Source organism: Nitrospiria bacterium, assembly GCA_035517655.1.
In the GTDB taxonomy this organism is placed as follows: Bacteria; Nitrospirota; Nitrospiria; order JACQBZ01; family JACQBZ01; genus JACQBZ01.
The window spans coordinates 1-21,427 of the sequence record DATIYJ010000066.1; the positions used below are offsets into that span (position 1 = coordinate 1).

Consider the following 21,427-nt stretch of genomic DNA (forward strand, 5'->3'; position numbering starts at 1 on the left):
TCGGATATATACGAATGGAATTTATTTGTCAAGCGCAAAATGCAGGGTTGCTGTCCGCCCTTCGTCCCATGATGACGAAATATCGGAAGCGGATGTTGAAGAAGCCAAAAAGTCGCTTTACGGCAAGATCGCGGTCTAAGAGACCGGCATGAACCACCTCACCGACACTAATGCCCTCCTCTGGCACTTCACCAACAAAAAGTCGCTTTTGATTTTAAGGCCCCCTTCATTTGACGCGCCGATCGGAAATCTCGCCGGCAGGGGGTTTCAAAAAGACCTTGCCAAGCTCCCGAGATTTCAGAGATGAGAAGGGTTTTTTTTAATTCCAGGTTTCGAACCGAAACGGTTTGATCGAGGAGATGATTTGAAAGTCCTTGCTGTTTTGAGTAATCAGCGTCGCGCCGATTCGCCGGCAGCAGAGCGCGATCAGGATATCGTTGATCAGCGCGAACCGCTTGGCTTTGAGATGGGGATGCTTGCGAATGATCTTCTGTCCGATCATCCCGGTTTCTTCCCAGTCCGGATAGAGGGGGTTGACGATTCGGTTCACGCGTTCGAACGGTTTGTAGAAGGCCCGGGCCCTTTTTACGGCCAGATCATGGAGGCAACCCAGGAGAAGTTCCTGAACAACGACGCTGCAGAAATAGGTGAAAGGGATCCGGCGGATGTAGTCGGCCTCGCGGCGGACGGCGAATTCGCGGTCCCGCATGCATCGGATATAGATATTCGAATCGAAGACATACCTAACGGCCATTGAGATCCACGAGGCCGCCGTACCCCGCGTTCTCTTTCCAGGCCTTCGCCGCTTCTTCCTGAAAGACGGCCATCTCCAGGGCCTTCTGGATCGCTTCCGTCTCCGATTTGGTTCCGAAAAGCTTCTGGGCCTTCTTGATCGTCGTTTCGTCCAGCCAGTAATTTTTGCGCTTCAACTGTCCCATGGATTCCCTCACAAATGTACGTATATAAATATCATAGATATACGTACATGTCAAGAGCCGACGCCCCAATCGACTTCAGCATGGCCGCCCTCCCCTCTCTCCACGCCAAAAAGATCTAAAAATCTCATCCGCACCGCGTCTTAAAAAGGCTTGCCAAGCTCCAAAGAATTCTGCAATAATGAAGCCGCTTAATTGGAGAAAATAAATGGCCCGACTCGGAGTCAATATCGACCATGTCGCCACGTTGCGCCAGGCCCGTGGGGGGAACGAGCCCGACCCGATCGCGGCAGCCGTGCTGGTGGAACTGGCCGGCGCCGACGGCATCGTGGTCCATCTTCGCGAAGACCGCCGACATATTAAAGACCGCGACCTGCACCTCCTTCGCGAAGTGATCCAGACCAAGCTGGACCTTGAAATGGCCCCGGTGGAAGAGATCGTCAAGATCGCGCTGGACGTGAAACCCCACATGATCACCTTCGTCCCGGAGCGCCGCGAGGAGCTCACGACCGAAGGGGGCCTCGACGTGTCCGGAATCCGGGAATCGCTCCGCGCCACGATCGCGCTTTTGCACGACGCGGGGATCGCGGTGAGCCTGTTCATCGAGCCGGACTTGGACCAGGTCAAGACCTCGCACCGGATCGGCGCCGATTACGTCGAAATCCATACCGGTCGCTTCGTGAACGCCAAGTTGCAGAAGGATGAGGACGCCCAGCTCGAGGCGATCGAGCAGGCCGCCAAGCTGGCCTACAAACTGGGAATGGGCGTCAACGCCGGCCACGGTCTCAACTACCGGAACATCAAACGGCTTCTACCGATCCATGAAATCGTCGAGTACAACATCGGCCACAGCATCATCTCGCGGGCCGTGATGGTCGGAGTTCAACAGGCCGTGCGGGAAATGAAGGACGTGCTGAGCAAAGGCTGATTCCCATTATCATCGGCATCGGGATAGATCTCGTGAAGAGCGCCCGCATCAAGGACGCCGTCCAGAAATGGGACAAGCGGTTCTTGAATCGAATCTTCACCCCCCTTGAACAGGAATACGCCTTCGCGCACAAGGTCCCCTATCTTCATCTGGCCGGGCGCTTCGCCGTCAAGGAGGCCGTCATGAAGGCGCTCGGCACCGGCTGGAGCCGCGGCGTCCGGTGGACCGAGATCGGCGTCGTCAACGAACCCGGCGATCCATCCGAAGGGTCGGCCAAAAGCGCGGGAACGGGCCGGCCGCGGGTGGAGGTGACCGGGAACGTCCGGCGGATGATGGGCGAGCGCGGCGTCAAGGCGATCCAGGTCAGCATCAGCCACGACACCGATTACTCCATCGCCCAGGTGGTCCTGATTGGAGAGGAAGGGTAAGGTGGCGTCGGTGGTTTCTTCGTAGGGGCGGCCCGGCGGGTCGCCCGGATAAAGGGCGAGGCAACGCCTCGCCCCTACACCGCAGAACAGGGCCCCGAAATGCACAGGATCCCCTAAATGCTTGTCGTCACCGCCGAAGAAATGAAGCGGCTGGACCGCCGGACGATCGAGGAGTTTCAGATCCCCGCCGCCGTCCTGATGGAAAACGCCGGGCTGCGCGTCGTCGAGGAGATCGAAAAGACCTGGGGGCCCGCGGGCGGGAAGACCGTCACGGTCGCGGTCGGCAAAGGGAACAACGGCGGCGACGGCCTGGTGGTCGCAAGGCACCTTCTGGAGCGCCAGGCCCGCGTCCACGTTTTTCTGCTGACCCCGCCGGATCAAATGGCCGGCGAAACACGGGCCAACCTCGAACGCTATCAAAAAAGCTCCGGCCGGGTCCGCGTCGTGACCGAAGTGACGCCCGGCGACCTGGATCAGGCGCTGTCGCAGAGCGATCTGATCGTGGACGCCCTCTTCGGGACGGGGCTCTCGTCGCCCGTGGAAGGTGCGGCCGCACGGATGATCGCGGCGATCATCGCGTCGGGAAAACCGGTCGTCGCGGTGGACCTCCCGTCCGGAATCCATACCGACACCGGCCAGGTGATGGGAATCGCCGTGAAGGCGACGGTCACGGTGACCTTCGCGCTTCCCAAACGCGGGCTGCTGCTCTATCCCGGATCAGACTATACCGGCCGTTTGAAGGTCGCGGACATCGGCATCCCGCCGGCGCTCGTCCGCCGGCTCTCCGGCGGGGTTCGGTGGATCACCGCGGCCGAGGTTTCGGAGGGGTTCGGCCCCCGGCCCTTGAACGCGCATAAAGGGACCTTCGGCCATGTGCTCGTGATCGCGGGTTCGGCCGGGAAAGGCGGCGCGGCCGTGATGGCCAGCCTCTCCGCGCTCCGGACCGGGGCCGGCCTGGTCACGCTCGCGCTCCCGTCCGGTCTCGAAGGGACCCTGCCCGACCGGCCGCTCGAGATCATGACGCTCCCGCTGCCCCAAACCGACGACCGGTCGCTGGGACGGGCCGCGCTGGAGCCGCTTTTGAAATTCGCCCAGGACAAATCGGTCGCGGCCGTCGGACCGGGGCTCTCCACCCATCCCGAGACGGCGTTTGTGGTCCACGGCCTGATCGAACAGCTCGCGATTCCGATGGTGATCGACGCCGACGGGCTGAACGTCCTGGCCGGCCGTCTGGATCTGCTCGCGCGGGCCCGCGCGCCGATCGTGCTGACGCCCCATCCCGGCGAGATGGCCCGCCTGATGGGATGGAGCAGCCAGGCGGTGCAGACCGACCGGCTCGGCACGGCGGCCGGCTTCGCGAAACGCCACGGTGTGACGGTTGTCTTGAAAGGCGCGCGGACGATCGTGGCCGATCCGGGGGGCGCCGCGACCTTCAATTCGACCGGCAATCCCGGGATGGCGACGGCCGGCACCGGGGACGTTTTGACCGGTATGATCGCCGGCCTGATCGCGCAGGGCCACAAACCCGAACAGGCGGCCCGGCTCGGAGTCTATCTGCACGGCCTGGCCGGGGATCTGGCCGCGGCCGAGATCGGCGAAGTCGGCCTTCTCGCGGGAGACCTGATCCGGCGGATTCCGGCCGCGATCACCCAAGTGACGGGCCTGAAATAAAAAATGAAGACACGCCGAACCCGTCGCGCCGGAACCGCGAAGAGGCCGAACCCGGTCCGGATCAGCCGGTCGCCGGAGGAGACCCGGGCCTTCGGAGAAGCGCTGGGACGGCGCCTGACCGGCGGCGAGTTGATCGCGCTGGAGGGAAACCTCGGCGCCGGAAAGACGCATTTCATTCAGGGACTGGCCCGCGGCTTGGAGATCACGGATGCGACGGTCACCAGCCCGACCTTCGTGTACGTCCACGAATTCCGGGGACGGCGGCCGCTGGTCCATGTGGACCTGTTCCGGACGGAACGGGAATCGGACCTGTTCGACCTGGGTCTTTTTGAATATTTGGACGGTCCATGGGTCGTGGCGATCGAGTGGGCGGACAAGGCCGGACCCTCCCTGCCCGCCGAGCGATTGACGGTCCGGATGGTTCATCAAGACGACACGACCCGGCGGATCGAGTTCGAAGCGAGCGGCCGACGGCATCTGGCGCTGCTCTCGGCATTTAATCAGCGCGCAAAGCGCGCGAGATCGAAATGAATCCCGAAAAAGAATCCGAAAAGATTATTCTGGACAATGTACGCGCGTACATCCGAATGTATCAAGATTGGGGATTCGAAGGGGTGAATGCAAAATGGCCGGCCACGGTTTCCGTAGGGGTGCAGCCCCGCCTGCCGGACGGACAGGATGCGTCGCCCCTACCGACCACCGTCCGACCCGCCGCCGCTTCAAAATCCGACGCGCTGGCCGCCCTCCGCGACGAGATCGGCGACTGCGCGCGTTGCAAGCTGCACGCCAGCCGGACGCATCTCGTCTTCGGAACAGGCGATCCGGAGGCCGCACTGATGTTCGTGGGGGAGGCCCCGGGGGAGGATGAAGACCGGCAGGGACTGCCCTTCGTGGGCAAGGCCGGGCAGCTCCTCACCCGCATCATCGAGGCCATGGGTTACCGGCGCGAGCAGGTCTATATCGCGAACATCATCAAATGCCGCCCGCCCCGAAACCGCAACCCGGAGCCGGACGAGATCGGGACCTGCTCCCCGTTTCTTTGGCGGCAGATCGGGATCATCCGGCCGAAGGTGATCTGCGCGCTGGGAACCTTCGCGGCCCAGACGCTTCTGGCCACCGAACAAAAAATTTCGCGGCTTCGCGGTCGCTTTCACGCGCTGCCGACGGTCTTTTCCGACGGCGCGCCGGCCGGGATCCGGGTCATGCCGACCTTCCACCCGGCCTACCTGCTGCGCAACCCGGAGGATAAAAAACGCGTCTGGGAGGACATGCAGATGATCATGCAAGAACTTAACCTGGCCGGACGGGTGGCCGGAGGCGGGGCGCTGAAAATTCCCGTACCGGGGAATTTTAGTAAATCGAGAATGGAAAATGGAAAATAGGGGAACTCACCGGCCAGGTCTGTGGCAAAGCGAGGATCGGGCTTTGCCCGTCCGAGCGCGGGGTGCGGGGGCATGTGAGGACATTGTTTTTTCTTGGCCACAGCGGCCCCCGATAAAAATGCCGACGGATGGGGCTGCCGCAGGACAGGACCCGTCCGAGAAAAGATTCAATTCGGAGTCCCAATGAAGCAGCTGTGGGCGCCCTGGCGCATGCCGTATCTGAAGGAAGGCCGGCCCAAGGGCTGCATCTTCTGCGCGAAAATCCGCCAGGACGACGACCGTTCCAACCTGATCCTGCACCGTGGAAAACATTCCTTCGTCATGATGAACCTTTATCCCTACAGCAACGGCCATCTCCTCGTCTCGCCCTACCGTCACGTCGGCTCGATCGAGGACCTCGATCCGACGGCGCTCACGGACCTGATGCGGGCCGCGCAACGGTCGCTCAAGGCGCTGCGCGAAACCTTCCGGCCGGACGCCTTCAACCTCGGGATCAACCAGGGCCGCGAAGCCGGGGCCGGGATCGAGTCGCACGTCCATCTCCACATCGTCCCCCGATGGAACGGCGACACCAACTTCATGCCGGTCCTGGCCGACACCCGCGTCATCCCGGAACAGCTGGCGTCCAGTTACGACAAGCTGCGCCCCCTCTTTCCACCGGTCCGGAGAAAGGGCGGGGTGAAACGATGATCCGCATCCTGATTTTGATCCTGGTCCTGGCGGGGGCCTTCACCTTCATGATCGAGAACACCGAGCAGACGGTGCAGATCCGCTACCTGCTGGGCTATTCGACGCCGCCGCTTCCGGTCTACCAGCTCGTCGCCGGCGCCTTCATCGGCGGGATGCTCCTGACCGGCCTCCTGATTTTTCCGGAATGGATCCGGATGCGGCTGGAGCTGCGCCGCCAGCGCAAGGCCCTGCAGCGGATCGAGGAGCAGATGGACCGCCTCCGGCCGCCGAGCCCCGTCATGAGCTCCCGGGACCGGGAGGCCGTGGGCGAAGGAGAGGAGTCGTAAACAAAGCGGCGCGAGATTCATGACCGACCTCAGCCCCCTCATGAAGCAGTACCGCGAAACCAAGGAGCGTTACAAGGACGCGATCCTGTTTTTCCGCGTGGGCGATTTCTACGAGATGTTCTTCGAGGACGCCGTCGTCGCCTCGAAGATCCTCGAGATCGCGCTGACGTCCCGGGACAAATCGAAGGAGGATTCCGTCCCCCTCTGCGGCGTTCCGTACCACGCCGCCTCGGCCTATATCGCCAAGCTGATCCGGGCCGGAATGAGCGTGGCGGTCTGCGATCAGGTGGAGGATCCCCGTCAGGCCAAGGGGCTGGTCCGGCGCGAGGTGGTGAGGGTCGTCACGCCGGGCACGCTGACCGAGCCGGAGCTCCTGGCCTCCGATGAAAACAACTACCTCGCCGCCGTCGTTCATTCCGAGGCGGGCTGCGGCCTGGCCTTCGTCGACCTGTCGACCGGGGAATTCCGCCTGACCCAGTTCGACGGCGCGGACGCGGAAGAAGAGCTTCGGTCCGAGCTGGCCCGGCTGGAGCCGAAGGAAATTCTGGTCGCCGAATCCGACCTCCCCCGTATGGAAACGTCGTTGACCCGACACCCGATCGGCCCATCCGCCGCGCCGCGGCTCTGCCGGTTTACGGATGCTGCGTTTGATCCCGGAACGGCCCGCCGGACTCTCCTGGATCACTTCCGTCTCCAGTCCCTCGCCGGGTTCGAGTGCGAGGATATCCCGACGGCCGCGACGGCCGCCGGCGCGCTGCTGCGCTACCTTCAGGAGACCCAGCTCACGGCGCTGGGACATTTGAACCAACTCAAACGATACCGGAAAAGCGATCACCTCGTTCTGGACGCGACCGCGCAGAGGAATCTGGAGCTCACCCGTCGCTTGAGCGACCTTCCTGACCGGCAGGCAGGCGGACGGACGGAAGGCTCGCTGCTCTGGGCGCTGGACCGGACCCTCACCCCGATGGGCGCGCGTCTTCTCCGGAACTGGCTGCTCCGGCCGCTCATGGACCTCGGGACGATCCGGGCGAGGCAGTCCGCGATCGAGACGTTTTTGGGCGACACGACGCGGCGCGGCCGCATCCGGTCGATTCTAAAGCGGATCGCCGACCTGGAACGGATCATCGGGCGGGTCTCGCTCGGCACCGCCCACGGCCGCGACCTGGTTCAATTGAAGAACTCGATCGAGCCTCTTCCCTCCATGTACAAATGCCTGACGGAAGCGGACCCGTCCGCTTCGGATGCGGCCGACCCAAGCCTTCTGGAATCGATCCGCGCCGGGTGGGACGACCTGAGCGACCTCCATGCCCGCATCCGGCAGACGCTCGTGGACGATCCGCCGCCCGGTCTTCATGACGGCGGCTTGATCCGGGACGGCGTCGATCCGGCGCTGGACGAGTTGAACGCGGCCGCCCGAGACGGAAAGCGCTGGATCTCGGCGCTGGAGGCCAAGGAGCGGGAACGCAGCGGAATCGAGTCGCTCAAAATCCGTTACAACCAGGTGTTCGGCTTCTATATCGAGGTGACGAAGACGCATCTTTCGCGCGTGCCGCCGGATTTTTACCGGAAGCAGACACTGGTCAACGCCGAACGCTTCATCACGCCCGAGCTCAAGGACCTGGAGACGAAAGTGCTCGGCGCGGAGGAGCAGGGCCGGGTGCTCGAACACGAAATCTTCGAACGGCTCCGGGCGGAGACGGCCGCGGCCGCGTCGCGCGTCCAGGCCGCGGCCCGGTCGGTCGCGCTGCTGGACGTTCTGTCCGCGTTGGCCGAGGTCGCGGCCGCGGAGCATTACGTCAAGCCGACGGTGGACGACGGCGACGAGATCCGCATCGTCGACGGCCGGCATCCGATGCTGGAGCGGATGCTGCCGGGCGGATCCCGCTTCGTTCCGAACGACGCGACGCTGGATGGGCGGGACAACCGTCTGCTGATCATCACCGGCCCCAACATGGCCGGGAAATCCACCTATATGCGCCAGGTGGCCTTGATCGTGATCCTGGCCCAGGCGGGCGGCTTCGTGCCGGCCTCGGAAGCCCGGATCGGCCGGGTGGACCGGATCTTCACCCGGATCGGGGCGTCGGACGATCTGATGGGGGGGCAGAGCACCTTCATGGTCGAGATGACCGAGACCGCCGCCATCCTGCACCAGTCCACCGCCCGCAGCCTGATCCTGCTCGACGAGATCGGGCGGGGCACCAGCACGTTCGACGGACTCAGCATCGCCTGGGCCGTGGCCGAATACCTTCACGACCCCGACCGGTCGGGCGCGCGGACGCTCTTCGCCACGCATTACCATCAGCTCACCGAACTGGCTTTGACTTTCCCGGGTATAAAGAACTACAATATCGCCGTTCGCGAATGGAACGACGAGATCATCTTCCTTCGCAAAATCGTGGCGGGCGGAACCGACCGCAGTTACGGCATCCAGGTGGCCCGCCTGGCCGGTCTTCCCCCGGAGGTGATTCGCCGCGCCCATGAAATTCTGGCCAACCTGGAAAGCGGGGAATTCAACGAACTCGGCCAACCCCGCCTGGCCTCGACTCCCCGCCTGCCCGCCGAGGCCGGAGCGCAAGGCGCGGACGCGGACCAGTTCGGACTGTTTACACCGGAAGTTCACCCCGTCATTCGGGAACTCCGGAAAACGGACCCGGACCGTCTCACACCGCTGGAGGCGCTCAACCTCCTTCATGAGCTGAAAAAGAAAGCCGAGGGTCCCATTCAAGAGAACCGCTAAACCGGAGGACCAAAAAACGATGTCCGAAAACAACCGGGTCAACCTCGTCATCATCGGAGCCGGCCGGGGAGGCCGCGCGCTCATCGAGCTCTTGTTCCAGGATCCCACCGTCGAGATCGTCGGCATCGCCGACCTCGATCCGAAGGCCCCCGGCATCGTGCTGGCCAAACGCCTGAAGATCCGCTGCACGTCCGACTACCGGAGGCTCTTGAAGCGCCGCAAGGTCGATCTCATCATGGACGTGACCGGGGATCCCGCGGTCGGAGCGGACATCGCGAAGATCGCCCCCACCGCCGAGATCATCGGCGGACACAGCGCCCGCTTCATGTGGGAGATGGTCGAGGCCCGGATCAAGAGCCGCGAAGAAATCGAACGGCTGCTGATCGAGTATCAGTCCCTCTACGAGCTCGGGCTGAAGTTGACGGCCAGCGAGAATCCCGAGAAGCTCTACCACACGATCGTCGACTACGCGACCGGCCTGACGAACACGCCGGCCGGCAGCCTCACCATTTTCGAGGAGAAACAGGGCACGATGTCCCTCGCGGCCGTCAAAGGCGTCACGAAGCGGTTTTCCAACAAGAACCGGTGGAAGGTCCGTCAAGGCGGCCTGACCAGCCATATCCTGAACCAGGATGTGCCGCTGGCCGTCCAGGATGTCAAGCGACACCCGAAGTTCGACAACCCCATCATGGTCCGGGAAGGCATTCGCTCCCTGATCGCCTCCCCGCTCAAAACCGAGGGGCGGATCGTGGGCATCCTGTATGTCGACGACTTCAAACCGCGGCAGTTCACCACCCGCGAGGTCTCGCTTTTGTCCCTCCTATCCACCTTCGCCGCGATGGCGATCGAAAAGACGAAACTCCTGGAGAGCACCCGGCAGTTGGCCATCACGGATGAATTGACCGGGCTTTACAACCACCGTCATTTCCGTCAACAACTGAGCCTCGAAGTCAATCGCGCCGACCGCTACCACCGTTCGCTCTCGCTCATGATGATCGACATCGATTACTTTAAAAACTACAACGACACCAACGGTCATCTCAAGGGCAACGAGGTGTTGAAGGATTTGGGGAAAATTTTGAAAGAGATCAGCCGGGAGGTGGATATCGTCGCCCGCTACGGGGGCGAGGAATTTACGATCATCATGCCGGAAACGACGCGGCGGCGGGCGTTGATTCTCTCCGAGCGGCTCCGAAGGCGGATCGCGTTCCATAAATTCGAGAACGCCCGCAGCCAGCCGAACAAGAGACTGACCGTCAGCATCGGCCTGGCGTCCTACCCGGAGTGCGCGGCGAACGCCTTCGACCTCATCGCGGAGGCCGACAAGGCGCTGTACGAGGCCAAACGCGCCGGCCGGAATACCGTTTGTGTTTCCACCCGAAAATTGAGGATGACCGCCCAGGGCCGCGTGCCGGTTTTGAAGACGGGATAAGACGGGGGGAGCTCAGGAGCCGGCCAGGAAGGCCTTAAGCGGCCGGGCCTTCGCCCCGGGGCCCAGCACGGTCAGGGAAAGTTTCCGTCGATCGAACAGCAGATCGCCCAGCCGCCGGACCTGCCGTCTTGAAACCTGGTTGATCTCGTGCAGCGTCTCTTCCAACGAGAAGTGCCTTCCGAAGTAGATTTCATCCTTGGCCAGGCGGCTCATCCGGCTGTTGGTGCTTTCCAAATTGAGCAGGATGCCGCCTTTCATCTGATTGACGGCGCGCTGGAGCTCGTCGCGGCTCACGCCCCGCTCCCGCAGCTTTTCAAGTTCCCGAAGCGTGAGTTGAACGACCTGCCGGACGGCCTTCGGACTGGACGCCGCGTAGACCGTCATCATCCCGGTATCCTGAAAGCCGATGTGATGCGAATAAATCGAATAGACCAGGCCCCGTTTTTCCCGGACTTCCTGGAAGAGGCGCGAGCTCATTCCCCCTCCCAGCAGCACGTTCAGCGCATAGATCCCGTAGCGGTCCCGATGGTTGAGCGGCAAGCCCGGGAAGCCCAGACAGAGATGCGCCTGCTCCAGTTTCTTGGGACGGACATAGAGGCCGCCGGAGGCCGCGGGCGGACGGCGGAACACCCCCGCCCCCGGACGGTCCGATCGACGGGCCCGCGCGCCGAACGGCCGGAACAAGCGATCGAGTTGTCGGATCAGGGCGGATCGGTTGAACCGTCCGGCGGCCGAAATGACGATCCGCTCCGGACGGTACTTCCGGTTCAGAAAATCCAGAATCTGTCGGCGGGTGATGGACCGGAGGATGTCGGCTCGGCCGAGAATCGGCCGGCCGAGCGGGCTCCCGCTCCAGACGTTTGCGGTATGCAGATCGTGGATCAGGTCCTCGGGATCGTCCTCGACCATCTTGATCTCCTCGAGGACGACCCGCTTCTCCCGCTCGATCTCGACGGGCCGGAAGACGGAATGACGGAAGAGGTCCGCGAGGAGGTTGACCGCCTTCGGAAGGTGCTCGTCGATCACATTGGCGTAAAACGCGGTGGTCTCGCGGGAGGTGAAGGCGTTGAGCTCGCCGCCCAGGCCGTCCATCTCCTGGGCGATCTGCCGGGCCGAGCGGCGATGCGTGCCTTTGAAGAACATGTGCTCGGCAAAGTGGGAAAGGCCGGCCTCGTCGACCGTCTCGTCGCGGGACCCCACCTCGACCCAGATCCCCAACGAGACCGATTTCACGAAGGGGATCTCTTCCGTGACGACCCGGATCCCGTTGTCCAGGACCTCTTTGTGAAACAGCCGGACGGGCATTGAAACGGGTCGTTATCCCTTCTGGCCTTCCGCGCCGGCCTTCAGAACCTCTTTTCGGCTCAGTCGGATCTTCCCCTGCTTGTCGACTTCCAAAACCTTGACCAGGATCTCGTCCCCCTCCTTGACCTCGTCCTGAACCCGGTTGACCCGATGTTCGGCGAGCTGGGAGATGTGGACCAGGCCGTCCGTCCCCGGCAGGATCTCGACGAAGGCGCCGAAGTCCATGATCTTGACCACCTTGCCCTTGTAGATCTTTCCGACCTCGACCTCTTCCGTGATCCGGCCGATCATCTCCATCGCCAGCTTCGCCGCGTCGGCGTCCGAGGAGGCGATGAGAATGGTCCCGTCGTCCTCGATGTCGATCTTCACGCCCGTTTTCTCGACGATGCCGCGGACGACCTTGCCGCCCGGGCCGATGACCTCGCCGATCCGCTCCTTCTTCACGTGCATCGTGAAGATCCGCGGCGCCAGCGACGACAGCTCGGGCCGGGGCGCCGCGAGGGCCTGCAGCATCCGGTCCAAGATGTGGATCCGGCCGGCGTGGGCCTGCGCCAACGCGTCCCGGAGAAGCGCCTCGGTGATGCCCGGGATCTTCATGTCCATCTGCAGGGCCGTCACGCCCTGACGGGTTCCGGTCACTTTGAAATCCATGTCGCCCAGATGATCCTCCAGGCCCAGGATGTCCGAGAGGATCACGGTCCGCGATCCTTCCTTGATCAGACCCATGGCAATGCCGGCCACGGGGGACTTGATCTGCACACCCGCGTCCATCAGAGCCAGCGTCCCGCCGCAGACCGTCGCCATCGAGGAGGAACCGTTGGATTCCAGGATGTCCGAGACGATCCGGAGGGTGTAGGGAAAGGCATCCCGGCCGGGAATCACCGGCCGCAAGGCGCGCTCGGCCAGCGCGCCGTGCCCGATTTCCCGCCGTCCCGGACCCCGCATCGGCCGGGCCTCGCCCACGGAAAACGGGGGAAAATTGTAATGCAGCATGAAGGTCTTGGTCGATTCGCCTTCCAGGGCGTCGATCCGCTGTTCGTCCTCGGCCGTGCCCAGCGTCACGACGGCCAGGCTCTGCGTCTCCCCCCGCGTGAATAGGGCGGAGCCGTGCGTGCGGGGCAGAATCCCCACCTCGCACGAGATCGGCCGGATGTCGGAGCAGCCGCGGCCGTCCGCGCGAATGCCCTTGTTCAGAATCATCTGTCGGACGGCGTTCCGCTCCAGCGCGTGAAAGATCTCGGCGATCTCCGGCGAGCGGTCCGCTTCCGGCGTGTTGATCTGATCCTTGACCTCTTTGAGCACCGCGTCCAAGCGCTCCTGCCGGGCCGTCTTGTTGGGAATCAGAACGGCCGCCTCGATGGAGGCCTGGCTTTTGGACTTCACGGACTCCGCCAGCGCCGGATCCGTCGTCTTTTGTACGGGCTCGCGTTTCGGCTTTCCGGTAAGCGCCTTCAGCTTCAGGATGCTCTCGATGATTTTCTTGATCTCGGCGTGGGCCAGCGCAATGGCGTCGATCATCGTCTGCTCGGACAGTTCGTTGGCGCCGCCTTCCACCATCATCACGGCCTCCGTCGTTCCGGCCACGACGAGATTCAGATCGCCGGCTTCCACTTCGGCAAAGGAGGGATTGATGACGAAGCGTCCCTCGACGCGGCCGATCCGGACGGAAGCGACCGGGTCCTGGAGCGGGATGTCCGAAAGGGTCAGGGCCGCGGAGGCGGCCACGATGGCCAGCACGTCGGTGACGTTTCCCTCGTCCGCCGACAGGACCGATGCGATCACCTGGGTATCGAAATAAAAACCTTTTGGGAAGAGCGGGCGCAAGGGCCGATCGATGAGACGGCTGGCCAGGATTTCCCGCTCGGACGGACGGCCCTCCCGCTTGAAAAAACCGCCCGGAATTTTTCCGGCCGCATAGGCCTTTTCCTGATAGTCCACGGTGAGCGGAAGAAAATCCACGCCCGTCCGGGCGACCTTGGAGGCGACGGCGGTGGCCAGCACGACGCTGTCGCCGTACCGGGCCGTGACCGCCCCGTCGGCCAGCTTGGCCATGCGACCGGTTTCCAGAATCAACTGCTTGCCCCTGATTTCTAATTCGACTTGATGGATCATGGAATGCCCCCCTTTGTAATCTCAGATTTGAGATTTGAAATTTTAAAGCAGCCGGGCCTTGACTCGGGGGCAGGAAGTAGGGAGGCATGGGCCAGGCGCGCGCCGCAGGCCCATCCCTTCCTATCTCCTTACCCCAAGGTCGGATATGGATTCGTCCGAGACGGACGAACTATTTACGAATGCCGAGCTTCTCGATGATCTGTTTGTACCGGTTCACATCCTCCCTGTGGAGATAATCCAGCAGTTTCCGGCGCTGGCTGACCATCCGGAGAAGACCGCGCCGGGAGTGATGGTCGTTCTTATGGCTCTTGAAATGATCGGCAAGCGAATTGATCTGGCTGCTGAGCAACGCGATCTGGACCTCCGGCGACCCGGTATCCTTCGGATGGCTGGCAAACTTCTTGATCACCTCGACTTTCTGTTCCTTTTCCAGCATGACCCTTTCTCCTTTTTTTACACGTTACCGCTTTGATTGCGAACCTTACGGATCCTCGACCGACACCAACCATTTGCCAAGCTTGAACAGATCTGTTTTAAGATCGCCTTCTTTAAGATCCCCTTCCGGCCCGGCTGTCCCGGGCCAGCCCACCAGCGCCTCGGCCAGGGCGATCAAAACACCGGACGTATTATACACTAAAACAGGCTGCCCTGTCTTGATTTCTTTTGGCAGCCGCCCCACGCCCCGCAGACCGATCGGCGTCCCGTGCATCAGCAAGCGTGCGCCGTCACGGGTCACGCTCATGCTGGGAAAATCCCTCAAGACCTCCCCGGCCGTCAAGACCCGCTCCCGGATGCGGCCTTCTCCGGCGGCCGCTTCCGCCTCCGAGACCGTCAGCGCGTCCTCGATGCGAAACGGGCCCGAACGCGTCCGCTCGAGACGGAAGAGGTGGGCGCCCGACCCCAGCCTCTCCCCGATATCGGCGCACAGGGTCCGGATGTAGGTCCCCTTGGAACAGACGACCGAGAACGCGACGTCGCGGCCTTCCATGCCGCGCATCTCCAGGCGGTGGATCACGACCGTCCGCGGAAGGCGCTCCACCTCGCGGCCGGCCCGCGCCGCCTTGTACAGCGGCTGCCCGGCGATTTTCACGGCGGAATACATCGGCGGGATCTGCCGGATCTCCCCGCGAAAGGAGGCCAGGGCCTCCCGAACGCGATCCTCGGTCACCCCGTCGGTCGGGCGGCGGGAGAGCACCTTTCCGGTCGCGTCCTGCGTATCCGTCGTCTCCCCGAGCCGCATCACGGCGTCGTATTCCTTGTCGGTCTCGGTCAGGAACCGGGCCAGCTTGGTCGCCTTCCCCAGACAGATCGGGAGGACCCCGGTGGCCGCCGGGTCCAGCGTGCCGGTATGACCGATTTTTTTGATCTTCAGGACGGATCGCAGGCGGGCCACGACGTCGTGCGACGTCCAGCCGGCCGGTTTATGGATGTTTAAGAATCCGTCCATCGGGTTCAGGGTTCCTTGAGGGCCCGCTTGAGGCGGTCGGTCAGATAATCCTGAAGAAGGTTCCGCGCCTCCGGAAGCTCGAACCCGGCCGCGGCCGGATGCCCCCCGCCGCCGAAGCGTCCGGCCAAGCGGGCCAGATCGATTTCGCAGGTCGACGTCCGGCGAAGGCTGATCCGTTGATCCTCCAGATTGTACAGAAGAAGAATCGCCGCCGGCTCTCCCGGCTTTCCGTCGGGCGGCAGGCTTCGACGAAGGTTTTCGGCCACCTCGCTGGTGTAGCCTTTGCACACCGCGGCGACGATCTTCACACCGTCTTCCGCCGACTTCTCCAGACGGGTCCGGTTCGCCAGGGCGATGCTGTCGGCCAATTCCCGGCTGGCCCGGCGGTAGGCTTCCTCCATGCGGGGCGAATAGCGGAGATCGGCGTCGGCATGGAGCAGTTCCCGGTAGGCCGACGTCCCTCCCAGAGCGGCCACCGTGAGCGCCAATTCCCGGGAACCCCGGCGCCGGTGCAGCCAGCGGTCGTTATCGTCCGCGAGGAGAACCCCCTCTTCGAACCGCTTCAAAGCGGCCGGCGCCTTCCCCAGGAGATCCTCGGCGGATCGCATATAGTTGTACAGAAGCCGGGCCGCCGAAAATTCGCGGCTCGCGACCCAGCCGGTCAGGCCCAGGGACTTGATCTCTTGTTCATCCTTTTCGACGGCGATCGAGTGGTGGTCGATCCAGAAAACCCTCCATCCGCGTCGGATGAGCTCCCGGAAGCGTTCCTCGGTCCTTCGGTCCTTCCAGGTGATGTCCGCGATCCAGAGGTCCCGCGGGTCCTTGGAATTCCGCGTCGCCTCTTCGATCACCCGGTCGACGTCGGAGGGATGCGTGAAGAGCGGCGTGGTCCGCGCCTCGCCGTAGAACCGTCCCACGCAGACGGCGGACGCGATTCCGTCCAGACAAAACGGCCCGTGCGTGACGATGACGGCCGAGCGGGCCAAGCGATGATCGTCTCGCGGCGGACCCGGCTTGGAAGGGAGGGTTCGCGGACCGGCCCGGCGGACCGGCCGAGCGGGCGCTTTCTTATGGGTCGCGGAGTGCCTCTTCACGGACGGGGCTCTTTCATTTCATCCATCAGCTTGAAAATCTTCGCGGCCTCTTCCGCCGTGTGGTCTTCATGAAAACTCAGCTCCGGCACGAACCGCAGCTTCATCCTCCGGCCCAACTCGCTCCGGATAAACGACCGGGCCTTCTCCAAACCCTGAAAGCTCCGGGCGGCCTCCGCTCCCAGGACGCTGATGAAGACCTTGGCGTTCCGCAAATCGTCCGACACCGCCACCGATGTGACCGTGACGAATCCGATGCGGGGGTCCTTGACCTTCGTCATCAGGATATCGGCGATCTCCATCCGGATCTGATCCCCGACCCGCTCCGAGCGCTTATAGTCGGCCATGGCGACGATCATCCCGTCTTCTTTTCAGATCAACTCCAAGCGGTAATCGATGAGTTCCACCCGAGGCGTCCCGCGGACCGCGCCGATCACCTTGTCCAACACGGAGTTGACGTGGTCCTTTTGATTGCCCACGCACGCCACCCCGATCACCGTCTTCTGCCAGAGATCCTGGTCGTCGACCTCCGCAACCGAGACATTGAACCGCTGCTTGAGGCGGTCCTTGAGGCTTTTGAGAACCTGTCGTTTGTCTTTGAGCGAGTCGTTGTCCGGAAGAAACAATTCGATGGTGCAGACCCCGATAATCATGACGTGTACATGACAAAGTTAGCAGGTTGCTCAAAAAGCTCCGGATGCAAGACCGCAGGGTTCAAGAAGCCCGGAGCGTACGAAGTCGGCACGTGATGACTACGAGGACCCGAGAACGCAGCAGACGGACTTTTTCAGCGACCTGTCAGAGTTTGGCGGCGATTTTGTCGACCACAAAAGCTTCGATCACGTCTCCCACCTTGATGTCGTTATAATTCTCGATGCCGATGCCGCATTCGTACCCGGCCTGAACCTCCCGCACATCGTCCTTAAACCGTTTCAAGGAGGAGAGCTTCCCCGTATAAACCACCACGCTGTCGCGGAGAAGTCGGACCCCCGACCCCGCGCGCGCGATGGTTCCTTCGGTGACGTAGGCGCCGGCGATCGTCCCCACTTTGGAGATGCTGAAGACCTGCCGCACCTCGCACCGACCCGTCACCCGCTCCTTGAGGGTGGGCTCCAACAGGCCTTCCATCGCCGCCCGGATATCGCCGATCGCGTTGTAAATGATGTCGTAGGTCCGTACGTCCACCTTCTCGCGCTCCGCCAGGGCGGCCGCCTTGGACTCCGGCCGTATATTGAACCCGATGACGATGGCGTTCGACGCGCTGGCCAGGAGGACGTCGGTCTCGGTGATTCCCCCCACGCCGCTGTGGATCACATTCAGCTTCACCGCGGGCGTGCTCAATTTGTTCAGGGACTCGATCAAGGCCTCGGCCGACCCCTGCACGTCCGTCTTGAGGATCAGGTTCAGTTCCTTCACCGTGCCTTCTTTGATCTGGTTGTAGAGATCTTCAAGCGTGACGCGGTGCTGCTGCGCCAGCCGGGCCGTCCGCTCTTTCTGCAGACGGTCGGCGGCGATCTCGCGCGCGACCCGTTCTTCCCGGACCGCGGTGAACGAATCGCCGGCCTGCGGAACGCCCGGCAGGCCGATCACCTCGACCGGGTACGACGGGCCCGCCGACTCGACCTTCTTCCCTTCATCGTCGATCAACGCGCGAACGCGTCCGTAAAAGCTCCCGGTGACAAAGGCGTCCCCCAGATTCAGGGTGCCCGACTGCACCAGCACCGTGGCCACCGGTCCGCGGCCTTTGTCCATCTTGGCCTCGATGACGATCCCTTTGGCCAATCGGGCCGGATCGGCCTTCAGCTCCAGGACATCCGCCTGGAGCAGGATCATCTCAAGCAGGTGATCCAGATTCAGCCGTTTTTTCGCCGATACTTCCACAAAGATGGACTGGCCGCCCCAGGCCTCCGACAAAAGGTTGTGCTCGGCCAGCGCGTTTTTCACGCGGTCCGGGTTCGCCTCGGGCTTGTCGATCTTATTGATGGCCACGATAATGGGCACGTTCGCCGCGCGGGCGTGGTGAATCGCCTCGATGGTCTGGGGCATGACGCCGTCGTCTGCCGCCACGACCAGGACCACGATGTCCGTCACCTTGGCCCCGCGCGCCCGCATGGCGGTGAAGGCCTCGTGGCCCGGCGTATCCAGAAAAACGATGGTCCGGTCCCCGACCTTGACGGTGTAGGCGCCGATGTGCTGCGTGATCCCCCCGGCTTCACCGGCCGCGACCTTGGTGGAACGAATCGCGTCCAGAAGCGAGGTCTTCCCGTGGTCGACATGACCCATGATCGTCACCACCGGAGGACGGGTGCGAAGATCGCCCCCTCCCGGGGTTTCTTCCCCCGACAGCATATCCTCTTCCGTCGGCCCGTGGACGATCTCGGCCTTCAGGCCGTAATTTTCGGCGATCAGAACGCCGGCGGCCAGATCCATCGGCTGGTTGATCGTCGCCATGGTTCCCATCTCGACGAGTTTCCGGATCACCTCCGTCGACTTCTGGCCGATCAATTCGGCGTAATCCTTCACCGTAAGCCCCTCGGAGAGTTTGATGATCTTTTTGCGCGGCTTGGTGATCTCAACGACGCCGGCCGGCGCTGCCGTTCTTTTATGCCGGTCTTCGCGATGCGTCGCCGGACGGATGTCCCGCCAGCTGCTCAATTCGTACTGATACTCTTCCAAGGGATTCTCCTTGCTCTTTTTTGTTTTCCGGACTTTTTTGCCGCGCTGCTTCAGCCGATCGGACAGCTCCTGCTTGGCCAACTCGAATAGATCGGTTTTGAGGAGTTTGTTCTTGACGGGGGCCGCCGCCGTGGAAAGCGCCGCGCCCGCCGGTTTTTCAGGAACCGCGGCAGGGGCTCCCGTGGAGGCGGGGACAGGAACGGCTTCCGACACGGACGCGGCATGGACCGCAGGCTCGGCCGGCCGGAGAACCTCGGCGGTCGATGATCCGGACAGGGTCTGCGTCTCCGAAGCAGGCGACGACGCCGTCGGAGCGGAAACGACCACGGCGGGCTCCGGCTCCGCTTTTTTCTTGATGAGAATCCGCGTCTTTTTTTCCGGCTCGGGCGGCGGGATCGGCTCCGCCTTTTTGAGTTTGACCGTTCTGGCGGCGGGTTTCGCCGCTTTTTGAAGCGGAACGGCCTTTTTGTCCGCCTTATCGACCGTCTTGGCCTTCTGGAGCTTCGTTTTGACCGGGGCCTCGGCCGCCTTTTTGGCGGTCTTGGCCGCCGGCGCGGCCTTTTTGTATTTTTCAATAATCTGCTTCACGGCGGACTCTTCGACCGTCGAGGAGGGGCTCGAGGCCCGGCTTCCGAGAGTTTTCAGTTCGGACAAAAGTTCCTTGGCCGGGATTTTTATTCTTTTTGCGAGATCCGATACATTCATAATTTTCTTATTTTAGGGGCTTGCGTCGCCGCATGGCCTGGGCGGGTCCCTGCGGCGAAATTAAAAAAGCGGCCCGATCGGGTTATTCGGACGGCTTCTCGGCCTCCTCCGAGGATCGGTCCGACTCGTCCGTTGACGGAAGCGACTCGGTTTTCTTCCCCTGACCATCGAGACGTCCTTGCGCCGCCGACAGAATCCGTTCGGCCGTCTTCTCGCCGATCTTCGGCACCTCCATCAATTGTTCCTTGGTCGCCGCGGCAATCTTTTCGATCGAATCAAACCCGCCCGCCGTCAAGGCCTCCAGCAATTTTTTCCCGATGCCGGGGAGATCGATCAGACGTTCCTCTTCCTTACTCCCCGCCTCGGAGCCCTCCGCGGGCGGACCGGCGGCCGTATCGGCCGCGGCCCATTCGGCGTCCCGAGCTTTTTGCTTGGCCTCGGCCTCGGCCTGGGCCCGGTGCTCTTGGGCGATCGCCTGCTCAATCTCCTCGGCGCGCTCCTGCGCCCGTTCCTTTTCATACTCGCTCTCGCCCATAATGTCAATCTTCCACCCGGTCAGCTTGGCCGCCAGACGGACATTCTGGCCGTTCTTCCCGATCGCCAGGGACAGCTGGTGATCCGAGACCACGACGAGCGCGGTCTTCTTTTCGTCGTCGATCCCGACCTTTTCCACGGCCGCCGGGTTCAGCGCCTCGCCGATGAAAACGCGCGGGTCCGCGTTCCACGCGATGATGTCGATCTTCTCGCCTCGGAGCTCGCGCACCACGGCCTGAACGCGGGAGCCTTTGACCCCCACGCAGGCGCCCACCGGATCGACGGCCTGATCCTTGGAGTGGACCGCGATCTTGGTCCGGTCCCCGGGCTCGCGCACGATGCCCTTGATCTCGACGATCTTCTCGGCCACCTCGGGCACTTCAAGCTTGAACAGTTCGGACACGAAATTCGGATGGGTCCGGGACAGGATGATCTGCGGCCCTTTGGCCGATTTCTTGACCTCCAACAGCAGCGCCCGGATCCTGTCGCCGCGACGGTAGTTCTCGCGGGGGGCCTGCTCCGAAACGGGGAGGAGCGCCTCGGTCTTGCCCACCTCGACGATGTAATTCCGGCGCTCGTGCCCCAGGACGATGCCGTTGACCATTTCTCCCTGGCGGCCGGCGTATTCCTTGTAAACCGCCTCCCACTCCGCTTCGCGGACCCGCTGGAAAATGATCTGCTTGGCCGTCTGGGCGGCGATCCGCCCGAAGTCACCCGTCTCCAGCATCAGGCCGATCTCATCGCCCAATTCGGCGCCGGCGTCCACGCTCTTGGCCTCTTCCAACGAGACCTCCGCTTTGGGATTGGCGACGCTTTCGACGACTTTCCGGAGCGAGACCACCTCGATTTCTCCCGTCTGGCGGTCAAGCCGGACCTGGACATTTTCGTTGGCGCCGTATTTTTTCTTGGCGGCGGTCTGGACCGCCATCTCGACGGCGCTGGCGATCTTCTGACTATCGATTCCCTTTTCCCGGCCGATCTGTTCGATCACGGCCAATAATTCACGATTCATGAAAACCTTCTTTCTT

At 62.8% G+C, this 21,427-nt stretch carries 20 protein-coding genes; 9 read left to right on the forward strand and 11 right to left on the reverse strand.

Features of this window, described 5'->3' with window-relative positions; genetic code table 11:
• Positions 1 to 319: 319 nt before the first annotated feature.
• Together VLY20_12075 and VLY20_12080 are read right to left on the reverse strand one after the other, a co-directional pair.
• On the reverse strand, positions 320 to 754 hold the full coding sequence (locus VLY20_12075; GenBank protein HUK57383.1) for a type II toxin-antitoxin system VapC family toxin: 435 nt from the start codon (positions 752 to 754) through the stop codon (positions 320 to 322).
• The gene (locus VLY20_12080) at positions 744 to 938 is read right to left on the reverse strand and encodes a hypothetical protein (GenBank protein ID HUK57384.1); all 195 of its coding nucleotides are present in this window, start codon (positions 936 to 938) and stop codon (positions 744 to 746) included. Before VLY20_12080 ends, VLY20_12075 begins: the two co-directional genes overlap by 11 nt.
• Positions 939 to 1,143: 205 nt before the next feature.
• Here VLY20_12080 and VLY20_12085 point away from each other — a divergent pair, with 205 nt between their 5' ends.
• From VLY20_12085 to VLY20_12125, 9 genes are all read left to right on the forward strand, one after another.
• Complete coding sequence (locus VLY20_12085; protein HUK57385.1) at positions 1,144 to 1,863, forward strand: pyridoxine 5'-phosphate synthase; 720 nt, start codon at positions 1,144 to 1,146, stop codon at positions 1,861 to 1,863.
• A 17-nt stretch (positions 1,864 to 1,880) separates the two neighbouring features.
• Positions 1,881 to 2,291: a holo-ACP synthase gene (gene acpS, locus VLY20_12090; protein HUK57386.1), complete on the forward strand. Its 411-nt coding sequence runs from the start codon at positions 1,881 to 1,883 to the stop codon at positions 2,289 to 2,291.
• A gap of 117 nt (positions 2,292 to 2,408) precedes the next feature.
• Complete coding sequence (locus tag VLY20_12095; protein ID HUK57387.1) at positions 2,409 to 3,962, forward strand: NAD(P)H-hydrate dehydratase; 1,554 nt, start codon at positions 2,409 to 2,411, stop codon at positions 3,960 to 3,962.
• A gap of 3 nt (positions 3,963 to 3,965) precedes the next feature.
• Entirely contained in the window at positions 3,966 to 4,493 is a 528-nt protein-coding gene (gene tsaE / locus VLY20_12100) for a tRNA (adenosine(37)-N6)-threonylcarbamoyltransferase complex ATPase subunit type 1 TsaE (GenBank protein HUK57388.1), read from the forward strand.
• The gene (locus VLY20_12105) at positions 4,490 to 5,344 is read left to right on the forward strand and encodes a uracil-DNA glycosylase (GenBank protein ID HUK57389.1); all 855 of its coding nucleotides are present in this window, start codon (positions 4,490 to 4,492) and stop codon (positions 5,342 to 5,344) included. Before tsaE ends, VLY20_12105 begins: the two co-directional genes overlap by 4 nt.
• Positions 5,345 to 5,527: 183 nt before the next feature.
• Positions 5,528 to 6,034: an HIT domain-containing protein gene (locus VLY20_12110; protein ID HUK57390.1), complete on the forward strand. Its 507-nt coding sequence runs from the start codon at positions 5,528 to 5,530 to the stop codon at positions 6,032 to 6,034.
• The gene (locus tag VLY20_12115; protein ID HUK57391.1) at positions 6,031 to 6,360 is read left to right on the forward strand and encodes a LapA family protein; all 330 of its coding nucleotides are present in this window, start codon (positions 6,031 to 6,033) and stop codon (positions 6,358 to 6,360) included. The genes VLY20_12110 and VLY20_12115 overlap by 4 nt, the downstream gene beginning before the upstream one ends.
• 19 nt (positions 6,361 to 6,379) lie before the next feature.
• A complete protein-coding gene (gene mutS / locus VLY20_12120; GenBank protein ID HUK57392.1) occupies positions 6,380 to 9,097 on the forward strand; it encodes a DNA mismatch repair protein MutS in 2,718 nt (905 codons plus the stop codon).
• Between the two features lie 19 nt (positions 9,098 to 9,116).
• Positions 9,117 to 10,529, forward strand: a complete 1,413-nt coding sequence (locus tag VLY20_12125) for a diguanylate cyclase (protein ID HUK57393.1) — start codon at positions 9,117 to 9,119, stop codon at positions 10,527 to 10,529.
• A 12-nt stretch (positions 10,530 to 10,541) separates the two neighbouring features.
• Here the strand turns inward: VLY20_12125 and VLY20_12130 are convergent, their stop codons facing one another.
• The 9 genes from VLY20_12130 to nusA form a co-directional block, all read right to left on the reverse strand.
• Positions 10,542 to 11,834: a pitrilysin family protein gene (locus VLY20_12130; GenBank protein HUK57394.1), complete on the reverse strand. Its 1,293-nt coding sequence runs from the start codon at positions 11,832 to 11,834 to the stop codon at positions 10,542 to 10,544.
• A gap of 12 nt (positions 11,835 to 11,846) precedes the next feature.
• Entirely contained in the window at positions 11,847 to 13,946 is a 2,100-nt protein-coding gene (gene pnp, locus VLY20_12135) for a polyribonucleotide nucleotidyltransferase (GenBank protein ID HUK57395.1), read from the reverse strand.
• A 169-nt stretch (positions 13,947 to 14,115) separates the two neighbouring features.
• On the reverse strand, positions 14,116 to 14,382 hold the full coding sequence (gene rpsO, locus VLY20_12140; protein ID HUK57396.1) for a 30S ribosomal protein S15: 267 nt from the start codon (positions 14,380 to 14,382) through the stop codon (positions 14,116 to 14,118).
• 45 nt (positions 14,383 to 14,427) lie between these two features.
• The gene (truB, locus tag VLY20_12145) at positions 14,428 to 15,393 is read right to left on the reverse strand and encodes a tRNA pseudouridine(55) synthase TruB (GenBank protein ID HUK57397.1); all 966 of its coding nucleotides are present in this window, start codon (positions 15,391 to 15,393) and stop codon (positions 14,428 to 14,430) included.
• Between the two features lie 5 nt (positions 15,394 to 15,398).
• On the reverse strand, positions 15,399 to 16,487 hold the full coding sequence (locus VLY20_12150) for a hypothetical protein (protein ID HUK57398.1): 1,089 nt from the start codon (positions 16,485 to 16,487) through the stop codon (positions 15,399 to 15,401).
• Positions 16,484 to 16,843 carry a 30S ribosome-binding factor RbfA gene (rbfA, locus tag VLY20_12155; protein HUK57399.1) on the reverse strand — a complete coding sequence of 120 codons (360 nt, stop codon included), beginning with the start codon at positions 16,841 to 16,843 and terminating at the stop codon, positions 16,484 to 16,486. Before rbfA ends, VLY20_12150 begins: the two co-directional genes overlap by 4 nt.
• 12 nt (positions 16,844 to 16,855) lie before the next feature.
• Complete coding sequence (locus VLY20_12160; protein HUK57400.1) at positions 16,856 to 17,137, reverse strand: DUF503 domain-containing protein; 282 nt, start codon at positions 17,135 to 17,137, stop codon at positions 16,856 to 16,858.
• A 145-nt stretch (positions 17,138 to 17,282) separates the two neighbouring features.
• Positions 17,283 to 19,865 (reverse strand): translation initiation factor IF-2, encoded by a 2,583-nt coding sequence (infB, locus tag VLY20_12165; GenBank protein HUK57401.1) that lies wholly within the window; start codon positions 19,863 to 19,865, stop codon positions 17,283 to 17,285.
• A gap of 82 nt (positions 19,866 to 19,947) precedes the next feature.
• On the reverse strand, positions 19,948 to 21,411 hold the full coding sequence (gene nusA / locus VLY20_12170) for a transcription termination factor NusA (protein ID HUK57402.1): 1,464 nt from the start codon (positions 21,409 to 21,411) through the stop codon (positions 19,948 to 19,950).
• Between the last annotated feature and the right edge of the window lie 16 nt (positions 21,412 to 21,427).

Bases quoted from the DNA above. Each gene is read 5' to 3' on its own strand.
- nusA (HUK57402.1), bottom strand. From the start codon at position 21,411: ATGAATCGTGAATTATTGGCCGTGATCGAACAGATCGGCCGGGAAAAG.
- pnp (HUK57395.1), bottom strand. From the start codon at position 13,946: ATGATCCATCAAGTCGAATTAGAAATCAGGGGCAAGCAGTTGATTCTG.
- tsaE (HUK57388.1), top strand. From the start codon at position 3,966: ATGAAGACACGCCGAACCCGTCGCGCCGGAACCGCGAAGAGGCCGAAC.
- truB (HUK57397.1), bottom strand. From the start codon at position 15,393: ATGGACGGATTCTTAAACATCCATAAACCGGCCGGCTGGACGTCGCAC.
- infB (HUK57401.1), bottom strand. From the start codon at position 19,865: ATGAATGTATCGGATCTCGCAAAAAGAATAAAAATCCCGGCCAAGGAA.
- VLY20_12105 (HUK57389.1), top strand. From the start codon at position 4,490: ATGAATCCCGAAAAAGAATCCGAAAAGATTATTCTGGACAATGTACGC.
- VLY20_12115 (HUK57391.1), top strand. From the start codon at position 6,031: ATGATCCGCATCCTGATTTTGATCCTGGTCCTGGCGGGGGCCTTCACC.
- VLY20_12075 (HUK57383.1), bottom strand. From the start codon at position 754: ATGGCCGTTAGGTATGTCTTCGATTCGAATATCTATATCCGATGCATG.
- VLY20_12130 (HUK57394.1), bottom strand. From the start codon at position 11,834: ATGCCCGTCCGGCTGTTTCACAAAGAGGTCCTGGACAACGGGATCCGG.
- VLY20_12085 (HUK57385.1), top strand. From the start codon at position 1,144: ATGGCCCGACTCGGAGTCAATATCGACCATGTCGCCACGTTGCGCCAG.
- rpsO (HUK57396.1), bottom strand. From the start codon at position 14,382: ATGCTGGAAAAGGAACAGAAAGTCGAGGTGATCAAGAAGTTTGCCAGC.
- VLY20_12110 (HUK57390.1), top strand. From the start codon at position 5,528: ATGAAGCAGCTGTGGGCGCCCTGGCGCATGCCGTATCTGAAGGAAGGC.
- VLY20_12125 (HUK57393.1), top strand. From the start codon at position 9,117: ATGTCCGAAAACAACCGGGTCAACCTCGTCATCATCGGAGCCGGCCGG.
- VLY20_12080 (HUK57384.1), bottom strand. From the start codon at position 938: ATGGGACAGTTGAAGCGCAAAAATTACTGGCTGGACGAAACGACGATC.
- VLY20_12160 (HUK57400.1), bottom strand. From the start codon at position 17,137: ATGATTATCGGGGTCTGCACCATCGAATTGTTTCTTCCGGACAACGAC.
- mutS (HUK57392.1), top strand. From the start codon at position 6,380: ATGACCGACCTCAGCCCCCTCATGAAGCAGTACCGCGAAACCAAGGAG.
- VLY20_12095 (HUK57387.1), top strand. From the start codon at position 2,409: ATGCTTGTCGTCACCGCCGAAGAAATGAAGCGGCTGGACCGCCGGACG.
- rbfA (HUK57399.1), bottom strand. From the start codon at position 16,843: ATGATCGTCGCCATGGCCGACTATAAGCGCTCGGAGCGGGTCGGGGAT.